Here is a 22,882-nt window from a genome sequence, read left to right on the forward strand (position 1 = left end):
CGGATTTTGTCCTACCCCGCGAGGCGTAGGCAGTCCGGCTCTTGTGTGGGCGGGTGCGTCAGCGCCCCGGTCATGTGCAGGCAGGCTTCGCAGACGTCAGCGGCGCCGTGGTGGCGACCATGTCCTTGTCCCCGGCTGGACGAGACCGTCCTCACACCTTCTCGAAGACCATGCGAACGACGGTGAAGCGGCCCTCGCGCAGGAACCTGAGCGCGGTCTTCTGCTCCCTGAGGATGTCGGACACCGCGCCTTCGCCGATGATTTCCGCTCCGCGTACGCGATTAGCCTCTGCCTTTTCCAACCAGCTGCGCACCGTGGCCACGCCGTCGTCAGCGTCGGTGCGCGCCTCCACGATGGTGAACAAGCCACGGCTGGCTTCGATCAATTCGTCCCGGGCCGGAAGAAAGCACTCGGGGTACACCTTTCGCGACGCGTGAAGGCCCTCGCGCAGGTTCTTGATGCCGCCGAGGATGTCCTTGAGGCCGAGGCGTTCATGGGGGCCGCCACTTCGATGCCGGATCAATTGCTGGGGAGGCAGGACCAGGGAAGCGAGCCACCCGCGCTCATTCCAGGCGTTTGCCTGGACGGACACGCGCCCGGCCGGCCGCAGCCAGGAGTGGCAGTGCTGGAAGAACTCCCGGTACCGGGCGACGCGCTGTGTGCGCCACATGGTGTTCCCTGCGCAGTGCTCGATCACCTCGATCGCGATGATGGCGTCATAAGGACCGTCCGGTTCGTGGTCGAACCAGTTCTCGGCCCGGACCTCGCAGCCTGGCCAGTGCTGGTCACGGGCCCACGCGGCCTGGCCGGGGCTCATGGTGATCCCTACCGCGTGCTTGACGTGGTGGGCTTGCACCAGGCGGTGCAGGAGGCTGCCGTATCCGCAGCCGATGTCGAGCACCCGGTCCGCGCCCACGGCGTGTGCCGCCTCGGCGTGGTAATCGAGCTTCCTGATCTGAGCCGAGTCGAGTGTGTCGCCTTCCTCCCACATGCCGTAGGAAAAGACGAGCTCGGGTCCCAGGATCAGCCGGTAGAAGTCACCCAGGAAATCGTATTGATGAAGGATCGCCTTCGACGATGTGCCCTTGTAGGCGGATCTCGTCTTCGATTCGTGTCCCACAGTGCCCACCAGTCCATTTCGGCGACGAAGGTCAGTCGGCCAGCGCAGACCATCGCTCCAGGTAACTGGGTTCGACGGCAGAACCTTCGGCTACACACCGGGCCAGGGTCTGCAGCCCGCTCGATCGGCGGCGAACCTGACCATGAGCGAGGTTCGGCGCTTCGCTCCTTCGCCCACTTTGAGCAACGTGGCGACCCTGGCCGGCCGACTGGACTTCGACCTGATGCCCAGGACCAGGGGGGAAAGCGCCCTGACCTTCTACCAGCCGCCCAAGCAGCCCGAGCGGGACCGAATGCCCGATCGGGGGTGCTGGTTCATGCTGGGTGATGCTGTCCTCGCAGGTCAGCACCGTCTGCTTCATAGCAGTCCTGCGTGTTGGCTCATGCTCCGCCGTCCGCTGACGCACGGAGTACGGGGAAGAAGGATGAGCGGGAGCGCTTCGGGCTCTTCGGCCCGTTATGGAGGGATGACCGACTCGACTGCTGCTACCGCCGGGGCAGGTTGCGTACAGGCGCGTACGACTGTGGACGGTGGGAGGCCGCGGTGGCAGGGCATCCGGTGATGGGGTATCTCAAAGGTCGGCAAGCGACCCGTGACCTGCCTCAGCCCGGTAGAGCGTCCTCGAGCTGCGCCAGCTCCAGCGTGCTCAGCGTGAGATCCGCGGCCGTGGCCGAGTCGGTGATGGAGAGCGGGCGGCTGGCTCCCGGTACCGGGATCACTACCGGGGAACGGGCGAGCAGCCAGGACAGGGCGATCTGCTGCGGGCTGACGCCGCGCTCGGCTGCGATGTGGTGGAAGGCAGTGGCGACGGAGGCGGGGCCGCAGGGGCCGCCGAGGGAGCTGCGGGAGATGCCGCCAAGGGGGCTCCAGGGCAGAAAGGCCAGACCCAGCTGGGTGCTCAGCCGCAGCTCGGGCTCGCTGTCGCGGAAGGCGGGCGAGTACTGGTTTTGCACGGAGACGAGTCCCTCGCCGAGGATCTGATGCGCCTGGCGGATCTGGGCGGTGGTGACGTTGGAGATTCCCGCGGCGCGGATCGTGCCGGCGTCGAGCAGCTCGCGCATCGCGCCGACGGACTCCGCCCAGGGCACGGCCGGGTCCGGCTTGTGCAGCTGGTACAGGCCGATCGCGTCGACGCCCAGGCGCTTGGCGGAGGCCTCGGCAGCTTGCTTCAGGTGGGCGGGGGTGGCGGTGACTGTCCATGTGCCGTCGCCGGGGCGGCCGCGGCCGCCTTTGGTGGCCACCAGGACGCCAGAGGTGTCGCCGCCGTAGCGGGACAGGGCCCGGGCGATCAGTAGCTCGTTGTGGCCGACCTCGCCGGGGTGCCAGTGGTAGCTGTCGGCGGTGTCGATGAGTGTGACGCCGGCGTCGAGGGCGGCGTGGACGGTGGCGATGGCCCGCGTTTCGTCCGGGCGGTGCTCGATGGACAGCGGCATGGCGCCCAGGCCGATGGCGCTGACGGTGGTGCGGGCGATGGTGCGGTACTGCATGGTGGCTCTCTTCCTCAGGCGGTGGGTGAGGGCTCGATGGTGAGGGCTTCGGCGACGGCGCCGGGCAGCCAGTCGGTGGTGCGGGAGAAGGAATAACCCAGCTCCTTCGCACGGGCGTTGTTCATGGCGTAGTGGCGGTCGAAGGAGAACGCCGAAGCCTCCTCGCCCGCCGGGACAATCCGGTAGACGGGCTCCCGGCCGGTCTGCGCGGCGATGATCGCGGCGAGGCCGTGCACGTCGAGCGGGCCGTCGGAGCAGGCGTTGACCGGACCGGTGAAGTCGGCTGTGGTCGCCCACAGCAGCAGGTCCCCCAGCTCCTCGTAGTGGATGAAGACCGTGGGCAGCGCCTTCGCGTGCACAGTGATCTCCTCGCCCGTGGCGATGCGCCCGGCGTAGTGCGCCAGTCGCCCGGTGAACTCCTGCGCGCCGCCGCCGAGCACATGGGCGCTGCGCACACTTGCGAACTCGAAGCTGCCGGCGAGGGTGAAGACGGCCTCCGCCTGGCGCTTGCCCTCGGCGTAGTGCGCCTCCAGGTACGCCTCGTCGTGCCAGGGAAGGTCCATGGCCACCAGCCAGGTGGCCGGGTCCACGATCTCCTCCGGCACCGGCGTACCTGGGGGCACAGCCGCCAGCGCGGCGGTCGCTGGGTCGTAGACCTCGATCGTGGAGGTCATGACATAGCGCCGGGTGCGGCCGGCAAAGGCGCGGGCGGCGACAGCAGCCTGCACCGGGGTGTAGCAGACCTGGTCCACCACGACATCGAAGGTGCGGGAGCCGAGCGCGGCCGTCAGGGCGGCCTCGTCGTTTCGGTCGACAACGAGGTGCTCGACCCCGGCGGGCGGCGGGGTCGAGCCGCGGTTGATCACAGTGACCTGGTGGCCCGCGGCCTGCAGGCGCTTCACCAGGAGCTTTCCGAAGTACCGGCTTCCGCCGATGACGCAGATCCTTTGCATGCCCCCATCCTGGAGACCTACCGTCATCAGCAGAAGTCCCGACTTGCTGGATACGTATTAAGGAAAACTGTTGATCGATGTGCAGCGGCTCCGCATCCTGCGGGCAGTGGCGGAGCACGGCAGCTTCAACCAAGCGGCCACGGCTCTCCGCCTCACCCCCTCGGCTGTCTCCCAGCAGGTGGCCGCCCTGGAGCGCAGCCTCGGTGCCGAGGTCGTCGCCCGCAGCACCCGCGGCGTCACCCTCACACAGGCCGGACAGATCATGGTCGGCGCCGCCGAATCCGTCGCCGCGGAGCTCGAACACGCACAACAGCAGGTCGCCCAACTCAGCACCGGCCGTACGCAACTCACCGTCGCCACCTTCACCAGCGGCGGCAGGCTCCTGATGCCCGCTGCTCTCACCCGGCTCATGGCCGCCCATCCCCGCACCGTGCTCCACATCAGGGAGGGCGAACCCGAGGACACCCTGCCGCTCGTTCGCCAGGGCGCCGTGGACCTCGCTCTCGCCTACCACTTCGACGGCCCGCTCCCCGTCGGGCCGGGCCCCAGCTCCAGCGTGGAGTGGACGCCGCTCCTGGAAGACCCCCTGCACGTCGTCCTGCCGCAAGGGCACCGACTCGCCAGCCGCCACGCGCTCGACCTCGCCGAGCTGGCAGCCGAACCCTGGGTGCTCGGCTGCCTGAAGACCGAGGCATACCTGCGCCGCTACGCCGAGCGCGCCGGCTTCGATCCGGACGTGCGCGGGACCACCACCGACTACTTCTTCGCCCGCTCGCTCGTCGCCGCCGGCGTGGGAATCTCCCTGATCCCCTCCATCGCGCTCACCCCGGAGGTCCCCGGCCAGTGCACCGTCCCGATCAAGTCGCCGGGGCCGATCCGGTACATCGGCGTCGCCGCAATCAACCGTAGCGACCGGCCCCACGTCACGACGCTCATCCACGCCCTTCGCGAGCAGGCGATGCAGCAGCACAAGGGGCGTTGATCCCGCCACGGGTAACCCCGGCCGAACGCCGTCCGGACCGGCGTTTTATAGGTCGTCGCTCATGAACCCCGGGTTACCCCAGTGTGGAGTCCCGCAGAACGGCGCGTGCCTGGTCGGCGTCCAGCAGCAGAGAGAACTCTTCGAAGGCCACGACCATCACCTCCCTGGGGGTGGCCCGTCCCTCGAGGGCCCGACGGACGGCGAGCTGAGCGGCGCCGCGGGCCAGGATGGCCTCGCGCTCGGCGTCGTCGAGGGTGTCGTCGTTGAGCGCGGCCAGGACTTGCCGCCACAGCGTCACCGCCCGCTCCCGTCCCTGATGGGAGCGGGCGCCACAGCTGCCTGCTCCACGGAGGGATGAGGGCCCAGGGCGGACGCCCCCTTGGGTGCGTAGATCATGCGCTCATGTTTCCCCGCCATCGGGCCCGGAGTGCTGGAGAACCGCGAAGTCGGCGTGGCCCGCATGGACGGCCTCGGAATACGCCGTGGCTGTTCGAGGCCGATTACCTCACTGTCGAACACGCGAAAATCTATGTTGGCGAGAGTAGACATTGGGTGGCGGCGTAGTTATGGTTTCTCTCGTAGCCAGAAGTCAGCAAGGTCAGGCAGACACGAACTGCCGGGTAGCGGTACGGAAGTTGCAGTTCGCAGGACGGTGCGGTGGTGGAGTTCCGAAGCCAGGGCAGTGCAGGACGGCGACGGGGCTGACGACCGGACCGGGTGGCCCGCAGTGATCAGGGGCCGCCGGCGGGGCCGCGGTCAGCAGGGGCGGTTCCCGTGAGTGCAGTTCGCGGTACCCAGCAGTGAATCGGTGAGCAGTACCTCGGTGAAGGCGTCGGCTGCGGGCGCGCGCACCGGGAGGTTCGGCAGTGGGGTTCTAAGCCAGAGCAGATGCACGATGGGCGACGGGGCTGGCTGCCGAAAATGTGGCGCTGTCACAGGTCACAGAGCAGTTTGCATCACCAGCAGTACGCAGTAGAGCAGTGCCAGCAGTATGAAGTCCCCCCGTTTTGTAAGTGGTTGATCACCGAGGGAAGAACGGAGGAACGAGCGCCATCAGGATCGCCCGGGCGGAGTGTTGAGCCCGGGTACCGCAGGACATCGATAGTGAGGTGGTCTCCGGTCAAGCAACCGCGATCCCCGCACCCCCGACAACTCCCAGGTCGGGGCGGCGGACACAGAAGGCCGGCGCAGTTCCAAGGCCGGCAGATGGTGTAGATGTTCCTTCGGGGCCCTGGTGCCATATGGCACCAGGGCCCCTCAAGCGTGTTCCACGGAGAGGTGCAAATGACAGCAGATGACTCGTTCGACCGTCTCGAGGACGAGGACTACCCCGCCTACACGATGGGCAGGGCCGCCGAAATGCTCGGCACCACCCAGGGCTTCCTCCGCGCCATCGGCGAAGCCCGCCTCATCACCCCGCTGCGCTCCGAGGGCGGCCACCGCCGCTACTCCCGCTACCAGCTGCGCATCGCCGCCCGCGCCCGGGAACTCGTCGACCAGGGCACTCCCATCGAGGCGGCCTGCCGCATCATCGTCCTCGAGGACCAGCTCGAAGAGGCCCAGCGCATCAACGCCGAATACCGTCGCGCCGCCGAGTCGGGTTCACCGCCCGCGGGCTGAGGCGACATTGGGCCATCCGCGCGCTGGCAGATCCCGCACGCACCTGCCGGGGGACGCGGCGTGTGGGCCCGTTTCTGATGGTGGCAGCGTGTGAGGGCAGTAGCGTTCAAGTCAGCTGTCGTGGTTCGGGAGTTCCCTATCGCCCGCGCTTCAGCGTGGGCGCGCACCCGTAGTCGAAGCATCCTCGAGCGGATCGCGTAACCTGCCGACAGGCCCGGTAGTTGGGCCGTCTGGGTTGGGTTCGGCAGAAGCCCTGCACTTGTCCTATCCCGAGCGTATGGGGCTCGGCGCGGGGGTGCGGGGCTTCTGCATTTGTCGACAGGTGCGGCCTGGCCCGTTGCTCTGGCTAGAGGCCGGGTAAACCGTCTCGGGCCTCCTGCAGCCCCCGCCTGAACTTCGCCGCGGCAACAGTGCTGTTGCCACAGACACCGCCCACGACGTGCTGTCAGCCGTGGGTGCTGCCGTTGTGCAGGCGGACGGTGTTGCGGGTGATGAAGTCGATGCGCGCGGCGAGGTCGGGGTGGCCGGCCAGCAGATGGACGTGGGTGTCGGAGAGCGGGCCGATGAGATTGGCGGCGTCGTTGACGGCGAGGGCCTCGGTGAGGCGGGCCAGCGGCTGCTGGGCCCGGATCGGAAGGTCGTCGAGGGCGGTGATCTGCCCGGCAAGCTGGCGCAGATGGGCGGCGTTGGTCCGGGCCCAGGCCGAGACGGAGCGGCGGGCTGCGCGGCGGCTGCGGGTGGCCTGTACGCGTTGTTCACCGGTGGCGCCGGGAGCTCCGGGCCGTACGCGCAGGTAGCGCCGCTCCGCGGCCTGGCCCGTTGCAGGCCACCGAGCCCCTCTCGGGGGCAGTTGGAGCAGGATGCGCCGGGTGAGTTCTTCGCCCGCCGCATCGGCTGCCACGCTCAGCACGGCGCTGACGTCCCAGGCCTGCTGCCCTGCGAGGACGCCTTCCTCATCGACGGGCTCGGCGTAACCGAGGGCGCCTACGACGTCGTCACCGACCGCGAAGCAGCCAAGGCCGGCCTTGGGCATCTCTCGGATCGCGAGCGCGCCATTCTCTACATGCGGTTCTTCGAAGACATGACGCAGAGCCGGATTGCGGAGAAATTCGGCATCTCCCAGGTGCATGTCTCGCGCATCATCCGCGAGAGCTGCAGGCGCGTACGCGACGCCACTTGCGACTGGGGGCGGTTCGAGAAGACGCGCGCAGCCTAGAGCTTTGGCGCCCCTGCAGCCCTGTCGTTTTGCGGCCGGCGTTGCCGGGCACCCGACGCATGAGCGGTCAGGTCCCTCCCGCCGGTGGGCGGGAGGGACCATCGGCCTCCGCTTCTCATCTGTACGGGGGCGGAGGCACCTCAACTTCACATCGTGAGCACGCGCTGAGCAGCCATGCCGACGCCCCGTGCAGGACGCCGCGCCTGTCGAGGCCCCGTCAATGACCTGGCAAGCTCTGCGAGCGTGATCCGACTGGAGGGCTGCCTGACTCTGGCGGCCTGGGCCTTCGCCCTCGCGGGCGCAGTGCTGGCGTGGATGCTGGCAGAGAAATCCATGGAGTACAGGCTCGACCACCACCGGACGGGGCAGCACGCAATCTCCGCCGTACTGGTGCGGGACGCGCCTGTGCGTTCCTTGGGCGGTCAGGTACCGGCGCCGGCGCGCTGGAAGGCGCCGGACGGCACGCACACCGGCATCGCCCAGGTGCGAGCCGGCGCAAAGGCCGGCACACGGACAACCGTCTGGATCAACGCGCGCGGAGCACTGGCCCGGAAACTGATTACGGGTGCGGACGCGGCCCTGCAGGAGGCGCTGGCCGGCCTGGCTGCCGCAGGCGTGGTCGCCGCGGTGGCGGTGGGGGCCTGCGGCGTGCATCGCCAACTGAACCGACGCCGCATGGAACAGTGGTCCAGGGAATGGGAACAGCTGGACACACCGCGGGGACGGAACGCCGGATCCTGAAGGATTCCGCGCGTATTCGTCAGTGTCTAATTCCTTTGCGAAGCCGGCTGACGCCGCCGGAGCGCAAAGGTCCTGACCAGCGATATCGGCGTACCGCGGATGCATGGGGGGTTGCGTCCAGGGAAGGGGTGTACGGGTTCGACCTGATCCGGGGGTTTGCCCGGCATCGACTCCCCGACCGCGGACGGCCAGCCGGCCGCGGGCATCGGCCGCGACAAGGCCGAGAAGATCTGGTTCAAGGCCGTGACGTCGTACTTCACGACGAACACGGACTACGCCGGCGCCCGCAAGGGCGCGCTGAGTGCGACGTCCGGCCTGTACGGCGCCGACTCGGCGGAGTGCAAGGCGGTCGACCGGGCGTGGGCCGCGGTCAACGTCAAGTGACGTCTGAAGCACCGTAGTTGTGGGGCGGCACCTGGGGTGCCGCCCCACTTCTTAGTTCACGATCAGTATGCCGATCATCGCCGCCCAGCACAGGGCGACAAGGACCGGAAGCAGCATCATGATGAGTCCGGTCGGCGACTGCTTCAGCCAGGCATTGCCGTCGGCCTGGGTCTCGCGGCCCACTATCCGCTGCCCGCCGTGCCAGGCCATGTACTCCTCCAGCTCCATCGCGGCGCGCTTACGGGCGCCGAGGTAGCGGCGGCCGTAACGCAGCATCTGCGAGAAAGCGAGCGCGGAGCCGAGCCCGATGACGCAGATGACCATCGCGAGGCTCTGCGAGATCTCCTCCATGGACCGGGTCGGCTCGCCCTCGTTGCCGAGGGTGAAGCCGAGCGCCGCCGCCAGGCCCGCGGTGATGTAGAAGAAGTTGTTCAGCTTGTGCCAGTTGGTGGTGTCCTCGTGCTTGTAGAGGTCGATGGCCACCGCGTACTGGGCCTGCAGCATCGCCTCGCGCGGCTTGCGCCACACCCAGACCATCCGCTGCTTGCCGTCGGGCGGCGTGAGCCGGGTCAGCTCCTCGAAGCCGAGCTTGCGGTGAAAAAGGGTGGACGCCTCGTTGTACGGCTCGCTGACGACGGCCGCGATCACCGGACTGGTCGACCACTGCTCCAGCACATGGTGGTACAGCCGGGACGCCACCCCGCTGCGGGCGGCCCGGCGCGAGACGCAGATCTGTTTGATGACGAGGAACGCGCCGAGCGTCGACTTGATTCGGTGGTTCAGCCATTCGTCGGGCTCGATCTGCTCATCGCTGTACGCCATCAGGTAGCCGAGCACCTCGGTGCCCTTGACGGCCACCCAGAAGTGCTCGGCCGTGGTGAGCCGCGCCCGGTAGTCGGCCAGGGTGTAGTTCGACACCAGGAATCCGTCGCGTCCGGCCCGCTGCGGATCGGTGACGTCGAGCCGCCGGTCCGCGGCGAGTTCGACGATGCTCTGGAGGTGGGCCTCGCCGGCCCGGACGATCTCGATGGTGGCGGTTCCCGCCGTGGACATGCCTGACCCCCGTTGCTGGACGTGAGGCCAAGTTACCTTCTGCGTAGGGAAGTTGTCCGCGTGGGGATCAGCCTTCGTATTCCGTGAGGTCGATCTCGTGCACCTGGAGCGGGTAGCCGTGCTTCGGGTGCGCGAACTCGTGTGCCTCCGTCTTGATCCGTTCGCGGTACAGCACTGAGTGCTGCCCTCTTCGAGGTGCAGGCGCGCAGCTTGGCCGCAAGGTCGATACGGCTCTCTTCGGGCCGCATGTCCGCCGCGCTCGACGACTGCAGCCGGGCAAACTCGCCGTACACCGCTGCCGGGTCAACGCCCACGCCCAGGGCGGCCTGGCCTACCCGCAGACAGAACTCCCCCGCACGCTGACGCTCGATCTCAGCGTCCATTGGTCACGCCTCTGTCGAGCCACACCGCGCGGGTGCCGACCGGCGGCGGCAAACTCATCATGAACCAGCCCCAGTTGGGGCGGCATGAGGCCACGCGAGCCCGTACCGGTCGGCACCCTGGACGCTACGGCTGCAGACCGTGCGCCTGGACTCGATTCAACAAGTCAGAGGTCCGACTACCGCCCCGCCGAGCGCACTGCCCGGCACCTGGTGGGCGGCAGGTCTGCATAACGTGGATGCGCGCACGACGCCAATGCCCCGGCCAGCACCGCACCAACCCGTTCGGGAGGACGGCTTGAACGACAGCGACGAGATAGGCGTCTTCCTCGGCCCGGACGTCGGCAAGAGCGCCCACCACGGCAATGGACTCACCCCTGCCGGCAAGAAGGTCTTCGACAAGCAACTTCCCAACACCGAACCGAAGTTGCGGCAAGTCTTCGACAAGCTCCGCGAAAAGTTCGACACCGTCCTGGTCATCGTGGACCAGCGCCGCCTGCCAGGTGAGAGCGAACTCACTGCAGGAATCGCAGCATCGTCCGCCCTCCGAGCCACCTTTCGACAGAGTGCCCTTCGCATCGACCACGCTCTGGTTCAGAGTGATCATTCGTCGGGGCGAGGGTGCGCCCCCTCAGGACCAGGGCAGGACGAGAGCGCCCCAGGCCACCACGGGGCCCGCGGCGACGATGCCGCAGGTGTAGCCGAGGACCTGGCGGTAGAAGCCGCGGCGCTCCACGCCTCGCGCGTTGCTCAGGACCAGCGCCCCGTTGGTGGAGAACGGTGAGACGTCGACGATCGTGGTGGAGACGGCCAGAGCGGCTATCAGACCGGTCGAGCTGAGGTGGCTGGACAGCAACAGCGGAACGGCGATCGGGATGATCGCAGTGAGGATCGCGGTCGAGGAGGCGAAAGCGGAGGTGACGGCGACCGTGAAACAGAGGAGGAGAGCCACGACGAGCGGGGTGCCGAAACCGGCCGCGTGCTCGGAGATCTTCTCGATGATCCCGGCGTGCTCCAGCATCGCGATGTAGGTCATCATGCCGCCGACCAGCAGAAGGGTGTGCCAGCTGATGCCGTCCACCGCCTTCTCCTGGCGCTTCATGTCCAGGAGGGCCAGCAGCGCACCGGCGGCCAGGGCGAGAACGCCGATCTGCATCTGGAATCCGAGGGCACACACCACCAGTGCGGCGAGGGCGGCCAGCGTGGCCCACTGGTGCCAGGTGGCTCGCTCCGTGCCGGCGTCACCGTCCGTTGCCTCCTGTTCGGGCTGCGCGGAGGAGTCCGCCGCCATCGTGCGGCGCCGCAGGGCGGCGAAGGTGAGCAGGGACAGCAGGAGATTGACGGCGAAGCTGGCGAAGAAGAGGGTCGCCGGCGCGACGGACAGATCGGTGTCGTCGACCATGCCGAGCACCAGCGCACCCGAGACGGCCATGGGAGAGAACGCCCCGGCATGAGCGCCGCTGATCACCATCATCCCGGTCATGAGCGGGTTGATGTTGTAGCGGAAGGCGAAGTTCATCCCGAGGGGCACCAGGATCGCCACGGCAGCGGGGGTGAAGGTGCCCAGCGAGGTCAGCACCCCGGCCAGGAGGAAGAGCACCCAGGGGATCAGGGCGGTCCGCCCCCTCACCAGGCGGACTCCGGCGGCGACCAGCAGATCGACCGTACCGTTGCGGCGGGCCACGGCGAACAGATAGGTGACGCCGACGATGGTGAGGAAGAGCTCCACGGGGAAGCCCTCGAATATCTGGTCCTCGGTCATGTTCAGCGCGGTCGTACCGACCGCGAAGCACGCAACGAAGGCCAGGATGCCGATGTTGATCGGCAGGACCGTGCCGACAACGAACATGACGAGCAGCGCGCCGACGGAGATCAGCTCAGGAGACATCATTGTCCTCTTTGTCCTGCGGGAGGGAGAGTTGGACAGGGGGCCGCATCGGCCGAGGCGTGCCAGAGAGGGAAGCACGACAAACACGGTGAAGAACAGTCCCGAAGGGACACTGCGGGGGTCCGCTGTATGCGGCTCACCGGGGGCGGCAGGGGTCAGGCGGCTGCCGGGAGGGCCAGGTCACGTACGAGGATGCGGGCCTGGCACAGGATGCGTGCGGCCCGGGCGACGGTGACCCGCTCGGGCCCGGCTCCCGAGGACTCGACGGCCAGGACACCCGCCGGGGTGCCAATGCGCAGGACGCGGCCGCCGGGTGCGGTGGAGGCGTTGGCCACCACGGTGCCCTCGACAAGGTTGGCCGCGGCCACGGCGACCGCGGAGGTGAGGCCGATGGCCGGGTGGGGGGAGTTCATGGACAGCATTCGTACCGACACGTCGTACTCGTGCGCGGCCACATGCTCGCCCAGGGTCGTCGTGTAGGCGACGGGAGGGCCGATGAGGCCCGTCTTGGGAACGGCGTCGCCCGGCTCGGCTTCGGGCTGTACCAACCCCATGCGGACAGCGGCGGCGTGCCGCGTCGCGCGCAGCCAGGACGCCTCGGCACGCATCTGGTCCAGCGTCTCGGCCCCGGTCCGGCCGGCTCGCACAGCGTCCACCAGGACGACCGGCGCACCGGCGTCCAGCATGCTCACGATGAGCGGTGCCCCGGATTTCGGGATCCTGACACCGCCCGCAAGTTCACCGATCGGTAGTTCCTGGGCAGGCAGGCCAGTGGGCAGCAAGTGGCCCGTCGTCGCCCCCGCCGGGTCGCGGAAGGCGAGTCCCACCGGTACGCCGCCGGCCAGCGTGCCCGGAACCGTGCGGTCACCGAACTCCTGGACCCGGCCACCCGGCGTGTCCACCTCTGCCTCCAGCACGACGCCCGTGTTGATGTTGCGCATGACCACCGGAGTGCGGTCGCCCTTGAGCGGCACCAAGCCCTCGGCCACGGCATAAAGGGCGATGGCCGTCGCGCAGTTGCCGCAGTTGCTGCCCCACTCGACCGTGCCGGTGCCGATGCCGACCTGGGCGAAGAGGTAGTCGATGTCGACGCCCTCGCGGGCACTGGCCCCCACCACGGCCGCCTTGGACGTGGTGGGGGTGGCGCCGCCGATCCCGTCGAGCTGAACGGGGTCTGCCGCGCCGTACGCGTCGACCAGAATGCGCTCGATCCGGTCGCGGTCGGTAGGCATGTGCACCTGGGGGAAGAGCCAGCATTTGCTGGTCCCACCTCGTACCAGGGTTGCGGGAACGTGCATGTCAGAGCGTCCTTCTCTCAGCACAACGGGTGCGGGGCCGCTGCGTCGCGCCGACTCTCGCAGAGCCGTTGGATTGAGCACAATGTCTCCTTCCTTGAGTAGGGTTTAGCTGAACTAAACTCACTGCATGCTCAATGTTCGCCGACTGCTGCTGCTCGCCGAGGTCGCCGAGCGCGGCTCGCTGACTGCCGCCGCCGAGGCGCTGTCCATGACGACCTCGGCAGCCTCCCAACAGATGTCCCTGCTCGAGCGCGAGGCCGGACAGCCGCTGATCGAGCGGCTGCCCCGGGGCGCGCGCACCACCGCCGCGGGCGCCGCGCTGGCCGAACGAGGCCGCGCCATCCGCCGTGAACTCCAGGCTGCGGAAGCCGACCTGGAGGCCTTTGGGCACCTGGACCGCGGGGTGGTGACCCTCGGCTCCTTCCCGACGGCCAGTGCCTCGCTGCTTCCGCTGGCCCTGACCCGCTTCCGCCGGGCACACCCGCAGGTGCGCACGGTCGTACGCGCCGGAGTCCTCGCCCAGCTACGGGAGATGCTGCACACGGGCGAGGTGGAGCTTTCGCTGCTGTGGGACTACGACTGGAACCGTGTCGACGACGACCAGTTGATCCTCACGCCGCTCCTCGAGGACCCGACGGTGCTGGTCGTGCCCACCAGTTCCCCGCTGGTCAGCTCCGATCACGTAAGGCTGTCCGACCTGGCGGACCAGGAGTGGATCATCCGCGCGGAGAACCATCCCGTCGCGGACGTGTTGCGCCGGTCCTGTCGCCAGGCGGGCTTCGAACCGCGTATCGCCTACGCCTCGCATGATTACCAGGAGGCCCAGGCCATGGTCGCCGCCGGCCTCGGTCTGGCCCTCGCCCCTCGGCTGGCTCTGACCAACCGGAGAAGCGATGTACGCCTTCTCTCCCTGTCCAGCGAGCAGTCGGCCAGCGATATCGCCCCGGTCCGCCGCATCCTTCTGGCCAGGACTGTCCAGCGCGCCAGCACGCCCGCGGCCCAGGCGATGGCCCGTGTGCTGCACACCGTCGCGCGGGGCTTCACAGACCCGGGCCTCGACCGCTCTCAACTGGGTGCGGTGCGAACACGGTGATACGCCGCCAGTGCCCTGGCCGGGATTCGAACGGCGCGTATGCAAAAGACCCTCGGGGGCATCTCGGCGTCCAATGAGATGCCCCGAGGGGATGATGATGGTGCCTTGTCACGCCTTGGCACTGGGAGACCTCCGCGGGAGCGCCCGACCCGACAAAGTCCGCCGCCTGGCGGGAGGCGCCCAGTGACGCCGGCGAACGGCAGTGGCAGCAGCTCGCCGACCTCTCGCGCACGACGCGGCCGGCCGACGCGCTTGCGGTGTACCTGCGGTTGGTCGAACAGGTGAAGGAGCCGACCGGGGACCGTGTCTATGAGCGCATGGCCCTGCTGCTGCGGGGCGCCCGCGACTGCCACCGGGCGCTGGACACCGTGGGTGAGTTCACCGCGTACGTCTGCGCACTGCGGGTGGAACTGAAGCGCAGGCGCAAGCTGATGACCATCCTCGACCGGCACGGACTGCGACTCAGCCCGGGCACGGGGCGCTGGTCGACAACCGGTGTCGTGGTCGATTCCAAAGTGTGGGCTCCGGGGCGACGGGCAACAGCTGCACATCGGCCTGTACCCCCCGCTGCTGGCCGACGACACTCGCCGGCGGTGAAGATCCCGGAGCCTGCCGAGCTGTGATTCTTCGGCGAAGTGACCGTGCAGCGGCCCGGGTTGTTATGAGCATCTGCCCATCTCGGCCTTCCTGACAGCTAAGTTGTCGATCTATGGATCGACGCCCCATCAAGCTCGTGGTCGATGTCCTGCTCATGCTGGTCGGGACACTATTGGGTATCGCGACGAACTACGCGACCGGCCAGTCGGACGAGGTGCCGCTGGCGCTGCGGCTGCTGCGGGAGTGGTCGGTGCCGCTGATCGGCGTCGCGCTGGTACTGCTGGTCGGGGGTCAGATCACGCTGCACCTCCTCGATCGGCCGGCGCCGGTGCGCCGGGCGTGGAACAAGGCCCAGCCGCCGTACCCGGGGCTTGAAGCCTTTACGCAAGACGACGCGGCCGTCTTCTTCGGGCGGGACCGGGAGATCACCGAGCTGGTCGGGCGGCTGCACCCTGCGGTGCCAGGGCGGGCACAGCGGTTTGTGACCGTGGTCGGGCCGTCGGGGAGCGGAAAGTCGTCGTTGGTGCGGGCCGGGCTGCTGCCGGCGCTGGCCCGGCGGCGGGGGCGCTGGGCGGTCGCGGTACCGTTCTCGCCCGGTGAGGACCCCGTCGGCACCTTGCAACGGCGGCTGGCCCAACTGCCCGACAAACGGCCGGCGTTGCTGGTGATCGACCAGCTGGAGGAGCTACTCACCCTGTCTGGTCGCGAGGAGCGGGACGCGTTCTTCACCGCCGTACGCGACGCGTTGCGGCGTGACTCGCGACTGTGGCTGGTGGCCACCCTGCGCTCGGACTTCCTCACCGACTTCCTGGAGTCCGGTTCCGCCGAGCTGGTGCGTAACCCGGCCGTCGTCGGCGCACTCGCCCGGGACGCGCTGCACGAGGTCATCGAAAAACCCGCCGAGCAGGCCGGACTGACCTTCGCACCTGGCGTCGTGGCCCGCATGGTCGATGAATGCGGAGGAGGCGACGCGCTGCCGCTGCTCGCCTACACCCTCCAAGAGCTGTACCTGCGCGCCGCAGGGTCCGGCGGGACGGTGACCGAGGAGGCGTACCGCGCCCTCGGCGGCGTCGCCGGGGCCCTTTCCGAGCGGGCCGACCAGATCACCGGCGAGCTGGCGGACGCACCCGTGATCCCCACCCTGCTGCGGTTCGTCACCATCGACCGCAACGAAGCCACCCGCCGCCGGGTCCGCCGTGCCGACCTCACCCGGCGCGAACAGGAGGTCGCCGACGCCTTTGTCGCCGGACGCCTGCTTACCGGCGACGGGGGAGTCCTGGACGTGGCCCACGAGGCGCTGTTCCGCCAGTGGGCACCGCTGCGCCAAGCGGTCGTCGCCCGTACCGAGGACCTGCGCCGCCGAACCGAGCTGGAACGCTGGGCGCAGGACTGGGACCACGCGGAGCGCCAGAACGCCTACCTCCTCACCGGGGAGCGGCTGTCTTTCGCCCGGCGGTGGCTGGCGCAGTCCTCGCGGACGGTCGGCGCGCCGCCACTGGTCGAGGAGTTTGTGGACTGGTCGCTACGGGCGGACCGGACGACGATGGAACGTGCCGCGGACACGGCGGCCGTCCGGGCCCTCGAAAGCGTCGACACGGAGCCGGAGATCGCCGTGCTCGCCGCCCTTGCGGCAGTCGAATGCGCGGCCACACCCGGCGCGGTCCAGGCGCTGCACACGGCCCTGGGCGCCTCACGGCTGCGAGCCGTGCTGCGCGGCTTCGAACGCGGCGCGTCCGGGGTGGCCTGGTCGCCGGACGGGCTGCGGCTGGCCGTGTCCAGCGACGACGGCACCGTACGGGTGTGGCGTACGGACCGCGACGACCGACCGGTGGTGCTCGCGGGGGACGGCGCCTGGGTACAGGGGGTGGCTTGGTCCCCCGACGGACGCAGGCTTGCGGCCGGCTGCAGAGACACCACCATTCGCGTCTGGTCCTGCGACACCTGGGCCGAACTGGCCGTCTTGCGCCACCGGGAGGCGACCGGCGGCCGGGAGGAGGGGGTCGGCGGTGTCGCCTGGTCGCCTGACGGCAGCCGCCTCGCGTCGGTCGGCAGCGACTGCGCCGTGCGGATCTGGGACACCGACACCTACGCCGAATCCGCAGTGCTGTGCGGGCACCAGCGCATGGTCTGGAGCGTGACGTGGTCACCTGACGGGAAACACGTGGCCAGTGGCGGAGAAGACGGCACGATACGGGTCTGGGCCGCGGCCACCGCAGCCGTCGCCACCGTGCTCACCGACCACCACCACAACATCGAGTCGATCCGCTGGTCGCCGGACAGCCGCCGGCTCGCTTCGGCCTCCGGTGACCGGACCATACGGATCTGGGACACCGGCAGCTGGCAGGTGCAGAGGACGCTGCAGAGCCCGGAGGTCATCAACTCCCTTGCCTGGTCACCGGACGGCATGCGCCTGGCTGGTGGTGACGCGGACCGTACGGCCTGGATCTGGAGCCTCGATGGGACCGAAGGCGAGGTCCGGCTCACCGGGCACGCCGATACCATCTACGGCATCGCCTGGTCTCCCGACGGGAAGCGGCTGGCAACCGCTTCCCGCGATCGGACCGCGGCCGTGTGGCACGTCACCGAAACCACCACCGTCTTCAGCGGCCGCGAGGGCGCGGTACTGCGCGTCGCCTGGTCGCCCGACGGGACGTCCATCGCCTCCGTCTACCAGGACGGCTCCCTGAGTATCCGGGACTTCGCCTCCGGCCGTACGACCGGCGGGTGGCACGGCGGCGAAGTGTGCGATGCGGCCTGGTCCCCCGACGGCACCCGTCTGGTCATCGCGCTGCGCGACGGAGCGGCCGTCGTGCGGCGGGAGGACGGCAGCAATGATGACATCCACCTGGCCGGACACACCGAGGCACTGTCCCACGTCTCCTGGTCCCCTGACGGCACCCGCATCGCCACCGCATCCCGCGACGGCTCAGCCCGCGTCTGGGACGCCGCCACCGGCGCGACCGTCCACATCCTGCGGGGCCACGAGGACTGGATCGGCGGTACGGCCTGGTCACCGGAGAGCCGCTATCTCGCCACGTCCAGCACGGACCGCACCGCCATCGTCTGGGACACCACCGACGGCACTGCCGTCACCACCCTGCGCGGTCACCTGGACTACGTCTGGAAGGTCCACTGGTCACCAGACGGCCGCCGCCTCGTCACCGGATCCCGCGACCGCACGATCCGCCTGTGGGACCCCTTCGAAGGCACCGAACTCGCCGTCATGGCCGGCCACGAGGAGCGGGTTCAGGACGTTGCCTGGTCGCCCGACGGCACCTGCATCGCATCCGTGTCCCAGGACCGCACGGTCCGGCTGTGGGACCCGGACAGCGCCACCCAGACCGCGGTACTCGGCATCCACGCAGACCGGGTGAGCGGCCTCGCCTGGCACCCGGACGGCTCGCGGCTGGCGACCGCCTCCCGCGACCGCACCGTACGCGTCTGGACGATGGCCGACCACGACATCGACGGCCTTCTGCGCCGCGCCCGCCAGCGGGTCTTCCGGGAACTCAGCACCGAGGAGCGCCGCTCTTTCCTGCTGCCTGACAGGGACTGACGCCCGGCCTGCGTCGCCTGCCACTGATAAGGAGTGGGGTCAAGGGTCGCGGACCGAGCGCGCGGGATCGGCTTCCAGTCGCTGCACGAGTCCCTCGACACCACCACGCCCGGCGGCCGCCTGGCCTTCCACGTGTTCGCTGCGCTCGCGGAGTTCATCCGCGAGCTGATCGTGCAGGGCACTCACGAGGGCCTGGCGGCCGCGCGGGCTCGGGGCGAACGGATCGGCCGGCCACCCGCCATGACGGAGGAACAGGTCCGTCACGCCCGCGGTCTGCTGACCGATCCGGAGAACACGATCACCTCGATCGTCAAGCTGTTGGCCGTCTCCCGCACCACGCTGTACAAGTACGTGCCGGAGCTGGCAGCAGGGCGGGACTGGCTTGTAGCGAAAGCTCGCGAGAGTCTGCCCGCACCATGTTGACCTCCACCCGCCATCTCGGGCGCTCACCCCGTGGTTGCTTTCTCCTGAGCGCGCCAGCCAGGCGGGTATGCCCAGCAGGGCGGAGGAGACAGCTGGTCGGCCTCATCGCGACCCGTCGACCGCTCGCGGTCACCAGCCAGGCGCGTCCCGGCCTCACCCGGGTGCTTCACCGGGATGCGGGGACGTCTGGAGTAAAGGAGACATTGGTGAAGGCGAAGTGGCCCCGCTTCTTGACAGCTTCAACTTATAGCGGGCCGGTGGGCTTGCGGCAAGGCCTCGGATGTGCCGCAGAATGACCGACCTGAAGCCATGACCTGCGGAAATGAGAGATTCAAAGTGCGTGTGCTGTTGACGACGTGGGGATCGCGCGGGGACGTCGAGCCGTTGGTTGCGCTCGCGGTGGCGTTGCAGGGGCTCGGCGCGGAGGCGCTGGTGTGCGCGCCTCCGGACGAGGAGTTCGCGACGCTGCTGGATCGTGCCGGGGTGCCGCTGGCGCCGATCGGCCCGACCGTGCGCTCGGTGACCGCGGGCGCGAAGCCGCCGACGGCGGAAGACGCGGTCCGGCTCGCTTCCGAGCTGGTCACCGCGGGCTTCGACACGCTCCCAGCGGCGGGCCAGGGGTGTGACGTGCTGCTGGCGAACGGCATGATGGCGGCCGCTGGCGTACGGGGAGCGGCCGACCGACTCGGCATCCCCTACGTCTACGCGTGCTACCACGTGCGCGGACTGCCGCCACGGAAGATCCCCCCGGAGGCGAGCGGGCAGTCCGGGCCGGACGCGGCCGACAAGGCTCACTGGGAGCAGGGCCAGAAGGCGACCGCGATGTTCGCCGATGCGCTCAACGGCCATCGGGCGGGGGTCGGTCTGCCGCCGGTAGATGACTTCCTCGACTACGTCTACACCGCCCGGCCGTGGCTGGCCGCGGACGCGAGTCTGTGTCCGGCGCCGCTGGACAGGACGGATGTCGACGTCGTGCAGACCGGGGCATGGGCCCTGCCCGATGACCGTCCGCTACCGCGAGAGCTTGAGGCGTTCCTGGACGCCGGCAAGCCGCCGGTGTACGTGGGCTTCGGCAGTATGGCCACGTCCTCCCCCAACGAGACCGCCAGGGTGGCCATCGAGGCCGGCCGCGCCCAGGGCCGCCGGATCATCCTCGCCCGCGGCTGGGCCGAACTGGCCCCGATCGACGACGCCGACGACTGCTTCGTGGTCGGCGAGGTCAACCAGCAGGCACTGTTCCCTCGGGTGGCCGCCGTCGTGCACCACGGCGGCGCGGGCACCACGACGACAGCCTCCCGATCCGGCACGTCCCAGGTTGTGGTGCCCCAGATCGGTGACCAGCCGTCATGGGCCGCCCGCGTGGCCGAACTGGGCATCGGCGTGGCACACCAGGGCCCGACACCGACCCTCGACTCCCTGACCGCCGCACTCGCCACCGCCCTGGACCCCCAGACCCGAACCCGAGCCAGGGCCGTGGCCGACACGATGCGCACCGACGGAGCCACGGTCGCCGCGAAACTGCTCCTCGACGCAGTCAGCCCGCAATCGCCCGCCACCGTGCCACGATGAGGTCCGGCAAAAGGCTTCAGGAACGCGTGTCCCGGGAGAGCCAGCCGTTCTTGATGCGTGAGTTCGGTGACCTGGCACTTGCCGTCCCGGATGGAGTTGATGAGCTCGTTGGTGAACTCCTCGGGGCTCACATAGCGCACGTGCGTGCCCAGGTAGCTCGCGAGGACGAGCTCGCAGTCGTCCGGCGTCACAGATACCGGAGGAACCTGGAGCCGATACGCCCCGGCGACCACAAACGCTGATACCTGCGGTTCAACGCAGCCCCTACGCGCCGCGGCTGTAGGCATGCGCTGCAGCCATGGGTTCGTTAACTGCTTGGAGTCAGGACCGCCTGGAACTCCTCACCGTCATAGAGAGAGTCATATCGGATTTCGACCCTAATGCGGTCCCGAATCAGGGTCGTGAAGTCTGCGTGATCTTCCGGGTTCTACGTCGGGGTACTGAGCAGGTACTTCTCTTGGCCCGCACGCGGGGTGGGTCGGCGGCAGCGGTCTTTCTGTTCGGGGCGCCGCCTGCTGCAGGTTCTGCTCGTTGCCGTCCGGCAGTCGCTCTGCCATTGGTTGGATCGACTTGAGCCGCCACCAGCATCAGTCCCCGCAGATAGGCAGTCACCCTTCGCCCGCTGATCATTGCGCGTACGGGTGTGGCGGCGTACTCCGACATGGTGTCGGGGTGCGCCGCCACGGGGTGGTGCGGTAGGGGCTGTGTTGCCGTCACGGGGTGGTGCGGGTGCGGGATTTGCGGGTGGGGTCCGCGTGGTCATACGTGCTACTTCGGGTCGTCGTTGAACTTCGCCTTGGACCAGTAGTAGCCGAGGATGGTCAGGCCGAGGCTCCAGGCGATGGTGAGCCACCCGTTGTTGCCGATCTCGGTGCCGAGGAGGAGACCGCGGAGGGTCTCGATGGCGGGGGTGAAGGGCTGGTACTCGGCGATGGGCTGGAACCAGCCGGGCATGGTGTCGGTGGGGATGAAGGCGCTGGACAGCAGGGGCAGCAGGATCAGGGGCATGGCGTTGTTGCTGGCAGCCTCGGCGTTCGGGCTGATCAGTCCCATACCGACCGCGATCCAGGTGAGCGCCGTCGCGAACAGCACGAGTAGCCCGAACGCGGCGATCCATTCAAGGGCGGTGGCGTCCGTGGAGCGGAACCCGATCGCCACGGCGACAGCACTCACCAGCACCACGCTCGCGATGCATTGCAGCACGCTTCCGATGACGTGCCCGATGAGGACGGAGCCGCGGTGGATGGCCATGGTGCGGAAGCGGGCGATGATCCCTTCGGTCATGTCGTTGGAGACGGAGACGGCGGTTCCGATGGTGGTGGAGCCGATCGTCATCAGGAGCAGGCCGGGGACGATGTAGGCGATGTAGACGGAGCGGTCGGCGCCGGTGCCGCCGATGCCCGCGCTCATCACGTCGCCGAAGATGTAGACGAAGAGCAGGAGCAGCATGATCGGGGTGAGCAGCAGGTTGAGGGTGAGCGAGGGGTAGCGCCGGGCGTGCAGCAGGTTGCGGCGCAGCATGGTGGACGAGTCGCGCACGGCGAGGGACAGAGAGCTCATCGGACGTTCTCCTTGGGCTGGTTGGGCTGGGCCGGCACGGTGGTGGTGAGGGCGAAGAACACGTCGTCGAGGTCGGGCGTGTGGACGGTCAGCTCGTCGGCCTCGATGCCGGCGGAGTCCAGGTGGTCGAGGAGGGAGCGCAGTTCGCGCTGGCTGCCGTCGCTGGGGATCTGCAGCGCGAGGGCCTCGTCGTCGCGGTGGGCCTCGTGCAGTGCGAGGGCGGCGGACTGGTAGGCGTCGGGGTCGGTGAACCGGAGTCGGATGTGTCCGCCGGGGATGAGCCTCTTGAGTTCGGCGGCGCTGCCCTCGGCGGCGATCGTGCCGTTGTTGAGGACGGCGATGCGGTCGGCGAGTTCGTCGGCCTCGTCGAGGTACTGGGTGGTGAGGAAGACGGTGACACCGTCGCAGACCAGTTCGCGGATGATGCCCCACATGTTGTGCCGGGCGCGGGGGTCGAGGCCGGTGGTCGGCTCGTCGAGGAAGATGATCCGCGGGTTGCCGACCAGCGTCATGGCGATGTCGAGGCGGCGTTTCATGCCGCCGGAGTAGGTGGAGGCGGGCTTCTTCGCGGCGTCGGTGAGGTCGAACCGCTCCAGCAACTCGGCTGCGACGCGCCGCCCTTCACGCTTGGGCAGGTGGTGCAGGTCGGCCATGAGGAGCATGTTCTCCTCGCCGGTGATCAGGCCGTCGACGGCGGAGAACTGCCCGGTGACACCGATCGCAGCCCGCACGGCCTGCGGCTGGGAGGCGAGGTTGTGCCCGCCTACGTGGATCTCGCCGGTGCCAGGGCCGGGGGAGAGGAGGGTGGACAGGATCTTGACTGCGGTGGTCTTGCCGGCGCCGTTCGGGCCGAGCAGGGCGAAGATGGTTCCCTCGGGGACGGCCAGGTCGATGCCGTCGAGGACGGTCTTGTCGCCGTAGGACTTGCGCAGCCCGTTCGCCGCGATGGCCAAAGTACTCAT

General features: G+C 69.0%; 18 protein-coding genes and 4 pseudogenes. 11 read left to right on the plus strand and 11 right to left on the minus strand.

Annotated features, from left to right (window positions below):
• Positions 1-151: 151 nt before the first annotated feature.
• The 3 genes from LGI35_RS44350 to LGI35_RS44360 form a co-directional block, all read right to left on the minus strand.
• Positions 152-1,120, minus strand: a complete 969-nt coding sequence (locus LGI35_RS44350) for an SAM-dependent methyltransferase (protein WP_227300072.1) — start codon at positions 1,118-1,120, stop codon at positions 152-154.
• A gap of 602 nt (positions 1,121-1,722) precedes the next feature.
• On the minus strand, positions 1,723-2,607 hold the full coding sequence (locus tag LGI35_RS44355; protein ID WP_227300073.1) for an aldo/keto reductase: 885 nt from the start codon (positions 2,605-2,607) through the stop codon (positions 1,723-1,725).
• Between the two features lie 14 nt (positions 2,608-2,621).
• Entirely contained in the window at positions 2,622-3,560 is a 939-nt protein-coding gene (locus LGI35_RS44360) for an NAD-dependent epimerase/dehydratase family protein (protein ID WP_227300074.1), read from the minus strand.
• Positions 3,561-3,630: 70 nt separating this feature from the next.
• Between LGI35_RS44360 and LGI35_RS44365 the strand changes: the two genes are divergently transcribed.
• Positions 3,631-4,542: a LysR family transcriptional regulator gene (locus LGI35_RS44365; RefSeq protein ID WP_227300075.1), complete on the plus strand. Its 912-nt coding sequence runs from the start codon at positions 3,631-3,633 to the stop codon at positions 4,540-4,542.
• Between the two features lie 73 nt (positions 4,543-4,615).
• Here the strand turns inward: LGI35_RS44365 and LGI35_RS44370 are convergent, their stop codons facing one another.
• Positions 4,616-4,840, minus strand: coding sequence for a hypothetical protein (locus LGI35_RS44370; protein ID WP_227300076.1), 225 nt, complete (start codon positions 4,838-4,840; stop codon positions 4,616-4,618).
• 986 nt (positions 4,841-5,826) lie between these two features.
• Between LGI35_RS44370 and LGI35_RS44375 the strand changes: the two genes are divergently transcribed.
• Positions 5,827-6,162 carry a MerR family transcriptional regulator gene (locus tag LGI35_RS44375; protein ID WP_227291612.1) on the plus strand — a complete coding sequence of 112 codons (336 nt, stop codon included), beginning with the start codon at positions 5,827-5,829 and terminating at the stop codon, positions 6,160-6,162.
• A 445-nt stretch (positions 6,163-6,607) separates the two neighbouring features.
• Here the strand turns inward: LGI35_RS44375 and LGI35_RS44380 are convergent, their stop codons facing one another.
• Entirely contained in the window at positions 6,608-7,195 is a 588-nt protein-coding gene (locus tag LGI35_RS44380; RefSeq protein ID WP_227300077.1) for a type III effector protein, read from the minus strand.
• On the opposite strand from LGI35_RS44380, the pseudogene LGI35_RS44385 reads away from it, so the two are divergent.
• From LGI35_RS44385 to LGI35_RS44395, 3 genes and pseudogenes are all read left to right on the plus strand, one after another.
• Positions 7,115-7,378, plus strand: a pseudogene (locus LGI35_RS44385) (sigma-70 family RNA polymerase sigma factor); the annotation flags it as partial. The gene LGI35_RS44380 and the pseudogene LGI35_RS44385 sit on opposite strands and share 81 nt — an antisense overlap.
• Before the next feature lie 243 nt (positions 7,379-7,621).
• Positions 7,622-8,119 carry an Rv1733c family protein gene (locus LGI35_RS44390; protein ID WP_227300078.1) on the plus strand — a complete coding sequence of 166 codons (498 nt, stop codon included), beginning with the start codon at positions 7,622-7,624 and terminating at the stop codon, positions 8,117-8,119.
• Positions 8,120-8,287: 168 nt separating this feature from the next.
• A pseudogene (locus LGI35_RS44395) lies at positions 8,288-8,503 on the plus strand (M4 family metallopeptidase); the annotation flags it as partial.
• Positions 8,504-8,554: 51 nt separating this feature from the next.
• Here LGI35_RS44395 and LGI35_RS44400 read toward each other — a convergent pair.
• Positions 8,555-9,556, minus strand: a complete 1,002-nt coding sequence (locus tag LGI35_RS44400; RefSeq protein ID WP_227300079.1) for a GNAT family N-acetyltransferase — start codon at positions 9,554-9,556, stop codon at positions 8,555-8,557.
• A 636-nt stretch (positions 9,557-10,192) separates the two neighbouring features.
• Between LGI35_RS44400 and LGI35_RS44405 the strand changes: the two are divergent.
• Positions 10,193-10,456 (plus strand): annotated as a pseudogene (locus tag LGI35_RS44405) (IS110 family transposase); the annotation flags it as partial.
• A 111-nt stretch (positions 10,457-10,567) separates the two neighbouring features.
• Here LGI35_RS44405 and LGI35_RS44410 read toward each other — a convergent pair.
• Entirely contained in the window at positions 10,568-11,824 is a 1,257-nt protein-coding gene (locus tag LGI35_RS44410; protein WP_227300080.1) for an SLC13 family permease, read from the minus strand.
• Between the two features lie 155 nt (positions 11,825-11,979).
• On the minus strand, positions 11,980-13,122 hold the full coding sequence (locus LGI35_RS44415; protein ID WP_227300081.1) for a PrpF domain-containing protein: 1,143 nt from the start codon (positions 13,120-13,122) through the stop codon (positions 11,980-11,982).
• Positions 13,123-13,249: 127 nt separating this feature from the next.
• Here LGI35_RS44415 and LGI35_RS44420 point away from each other — a divergent pair, with 127 nt between their 5' ends.
• From LGI35_RS44420 to LGI35_RS44440, 5 genes are all read left to right on the plus strand, one after another.
• Positions 13,250-14,215: a LysR family transcriptional regulator gene (locus LGI35_RS44420; RefSeq protein WP_227300082.1), complete on the plus strand. Its 966-nt coding sequence runs from the start codon at positions 13,250-13,252 to the stop codon at positions 14,213-14,215.
• Between the two features lie 269 nt (positions 14,216-14,484).
• On the plus strand, positions 14,485-14,838 hold the full coding sequence (locus LGI35_RS44425) for a hypothetical protein (protein ID WP_227300083.1): 354 nt from the start codon (positions 14,485-14,487) through the stop codon (positions 14,836-14,838).
• An 86-nt stretch (positions 14,839-14,924) separates the two neighbouring features.
• The gene (locus tag LGI35_RS44430; RefSeq protein ID WP_227300084.1) at positions 14,925-18,368 is read left to right on the plus strand and encodes a WD40 repeat domain-containing protein; all 3,444 of its coding nucleotides are present in this window, start codon (positions 14,925-14,927) and stop codon (positions 18,366-18,368) included.
• A 33-nt stretch (positions 18,369-18,401) separates the two neighbouring features.
• Complete coding sequence (locus LGI35_RS44435) at positions 18,402-18,791, plus strand: recombinase family protein (protein ID WP_227300085.1); 390 nt, start codon at positions 18,402-18,404, stop codon at positions 18,789-18,791.
• A gap of 336 nt (positions 18,792-19,127) precedes the next feature.
• Positions 19,128-20,360, plus strand: coding sequence for a glycosyltransferase (locus LGI35_RS44440; protein WP_227300086.1), 1,233 nt, complete (start codon positions 19,128-19,130; stop codon positions 20,358-20,360).
• 508 nt (positions 20,361-20,868) lie between these two features.
• Here LGI35_RS44440 and LGI35_RS44445 read toward each other — a convergent pair.
• The 3 genes and pseudogenes from LGI35_RS44445 to LGI35_RS44455 form a co-directional block, all read right to left on the minus strand.
• Positions 20,869-20,994: pseudogene (locus LGI35_RS44445) on the minus strand (transposase); the annotation flags it as partial.
• A gap of 134 nt (positions 20,995-21,128) precedes the next feature.
• A complete protein-coding gene (locus tag LGI35_RS44450) occupies positions 21,129-21,920 on the minus strand; it encodes an ABC transporter permease (RefSeq protein WP_227299898.1) in 792 nt (263 codons plus the stop codon).
• Positions 21,917-22,882 carry an ATP-binding cassette domain-containing protein gene (locus LGI35_RS44455; protein ID WP_227300087.1) on the minus strand — a complete coding sequence of 322 codons (966 nt, stop codon included), beginning with the start codon at positions 22,880-22,882 and terminating at the stop codon, positions 21,917-21,919. The genes LGI35_RS44450 and LGI35_RS44455 overlap by 4 nt, the downstream gene beginning before the upstream one ends.

The sequence above is a fragment of the Streptomyces longhuiensis genome (assembly GCF_020616555.1).
Classification (GTDB): Bacteria; Actinomycetota; Actinomycetes; order Streptomycetales; family Streptomycetaceae; genus Streptomyces; species Streptomyces longhuiensis.

Excerpts from the sequence above, each read along its gene's own strand:
- LGI35_RS44355 (WP_227300073.1), bottom strand. The coding sequence starts at position 2,607 with ATGCAGTACCGCACCATCGCCCGCACCACCGTCAGCGCCATCGGCCTG.
- LGI35_RS44360 (WP_227300074.1), bottom strand. The coding sequence starts at position 3,560 with ATGCAAAGGATCTGCGTCATCGGCGGAAGCCGGTACTTCGGAAAGCTC.
- LGI35_RS44375 (WP_227291612.1), top strand. The coding sequence starts at position 5,827 with ATGACAGCAGATGACTCGTTCGACCGTCTCGAGGACGAGGACTACCCC.
- LGI35_RS44380 (WP_227300077.1), bottom strand. The coding sequence starts at position 7,195 with ATGCCCAAGGCCGGCCTTGGCTGCTTCGCGGTCGGTGACGACGTCGTA.
- LGI35_RS44400 (WP_227300079.1), bottom strand. The coding sequence starts at position 9,556 with ATGTCCACGGCGGGAACCGCCACCATCGAGATCGTCCGGGCCGGCGAG.
- LGI35_RS44410 (WP_227300080.1), bottom strand. The coding sequence starts at position 11,824 with ATGTCTCCTGAGCTGATCTCCGTCGGCGCGCTGCTCGTCATGTTCGTT.
- LGI35_RS44415 (WP_227300081.1), bottom strand. The coding sequence starts at position 13,122 with ATGCACGTTCCCGCAACCCTGGTACGAGGTGGGACCAGCAAATGCTGG.
- LGI35_RS44420 (WP_227300082.1), top strand. The coding sequence starts at position 13,250 with ATGCTCAATGTTCGCCGACTGCTGCTGCTCGCCGAGGTCGCCGAGCGC.
- LGI35_RS44430 (WP_227300084.1), top strand. The coding sequence starts at position 14,925 with ATGGATCGACGCCCCATCAAGCTCGTGGTCGATGTCCTGCTCATGCTG.
- LGI35_RS44450 (WP_227299898.1), bottom strand. The coding sequence starts at position 21,920 with ATGAGCTCTCTGTCCCTCGCCGTGCGCGACTCGTCCACCATGCTGCGC.
- LGI35_RS44455 (WP_227300087.1), bottom strand. The coding sequence starts at position 22,882 with ATGAGTACTTTGGCCATCGCGGCGAACGGGCTGCGCAAGTCCTACGGC.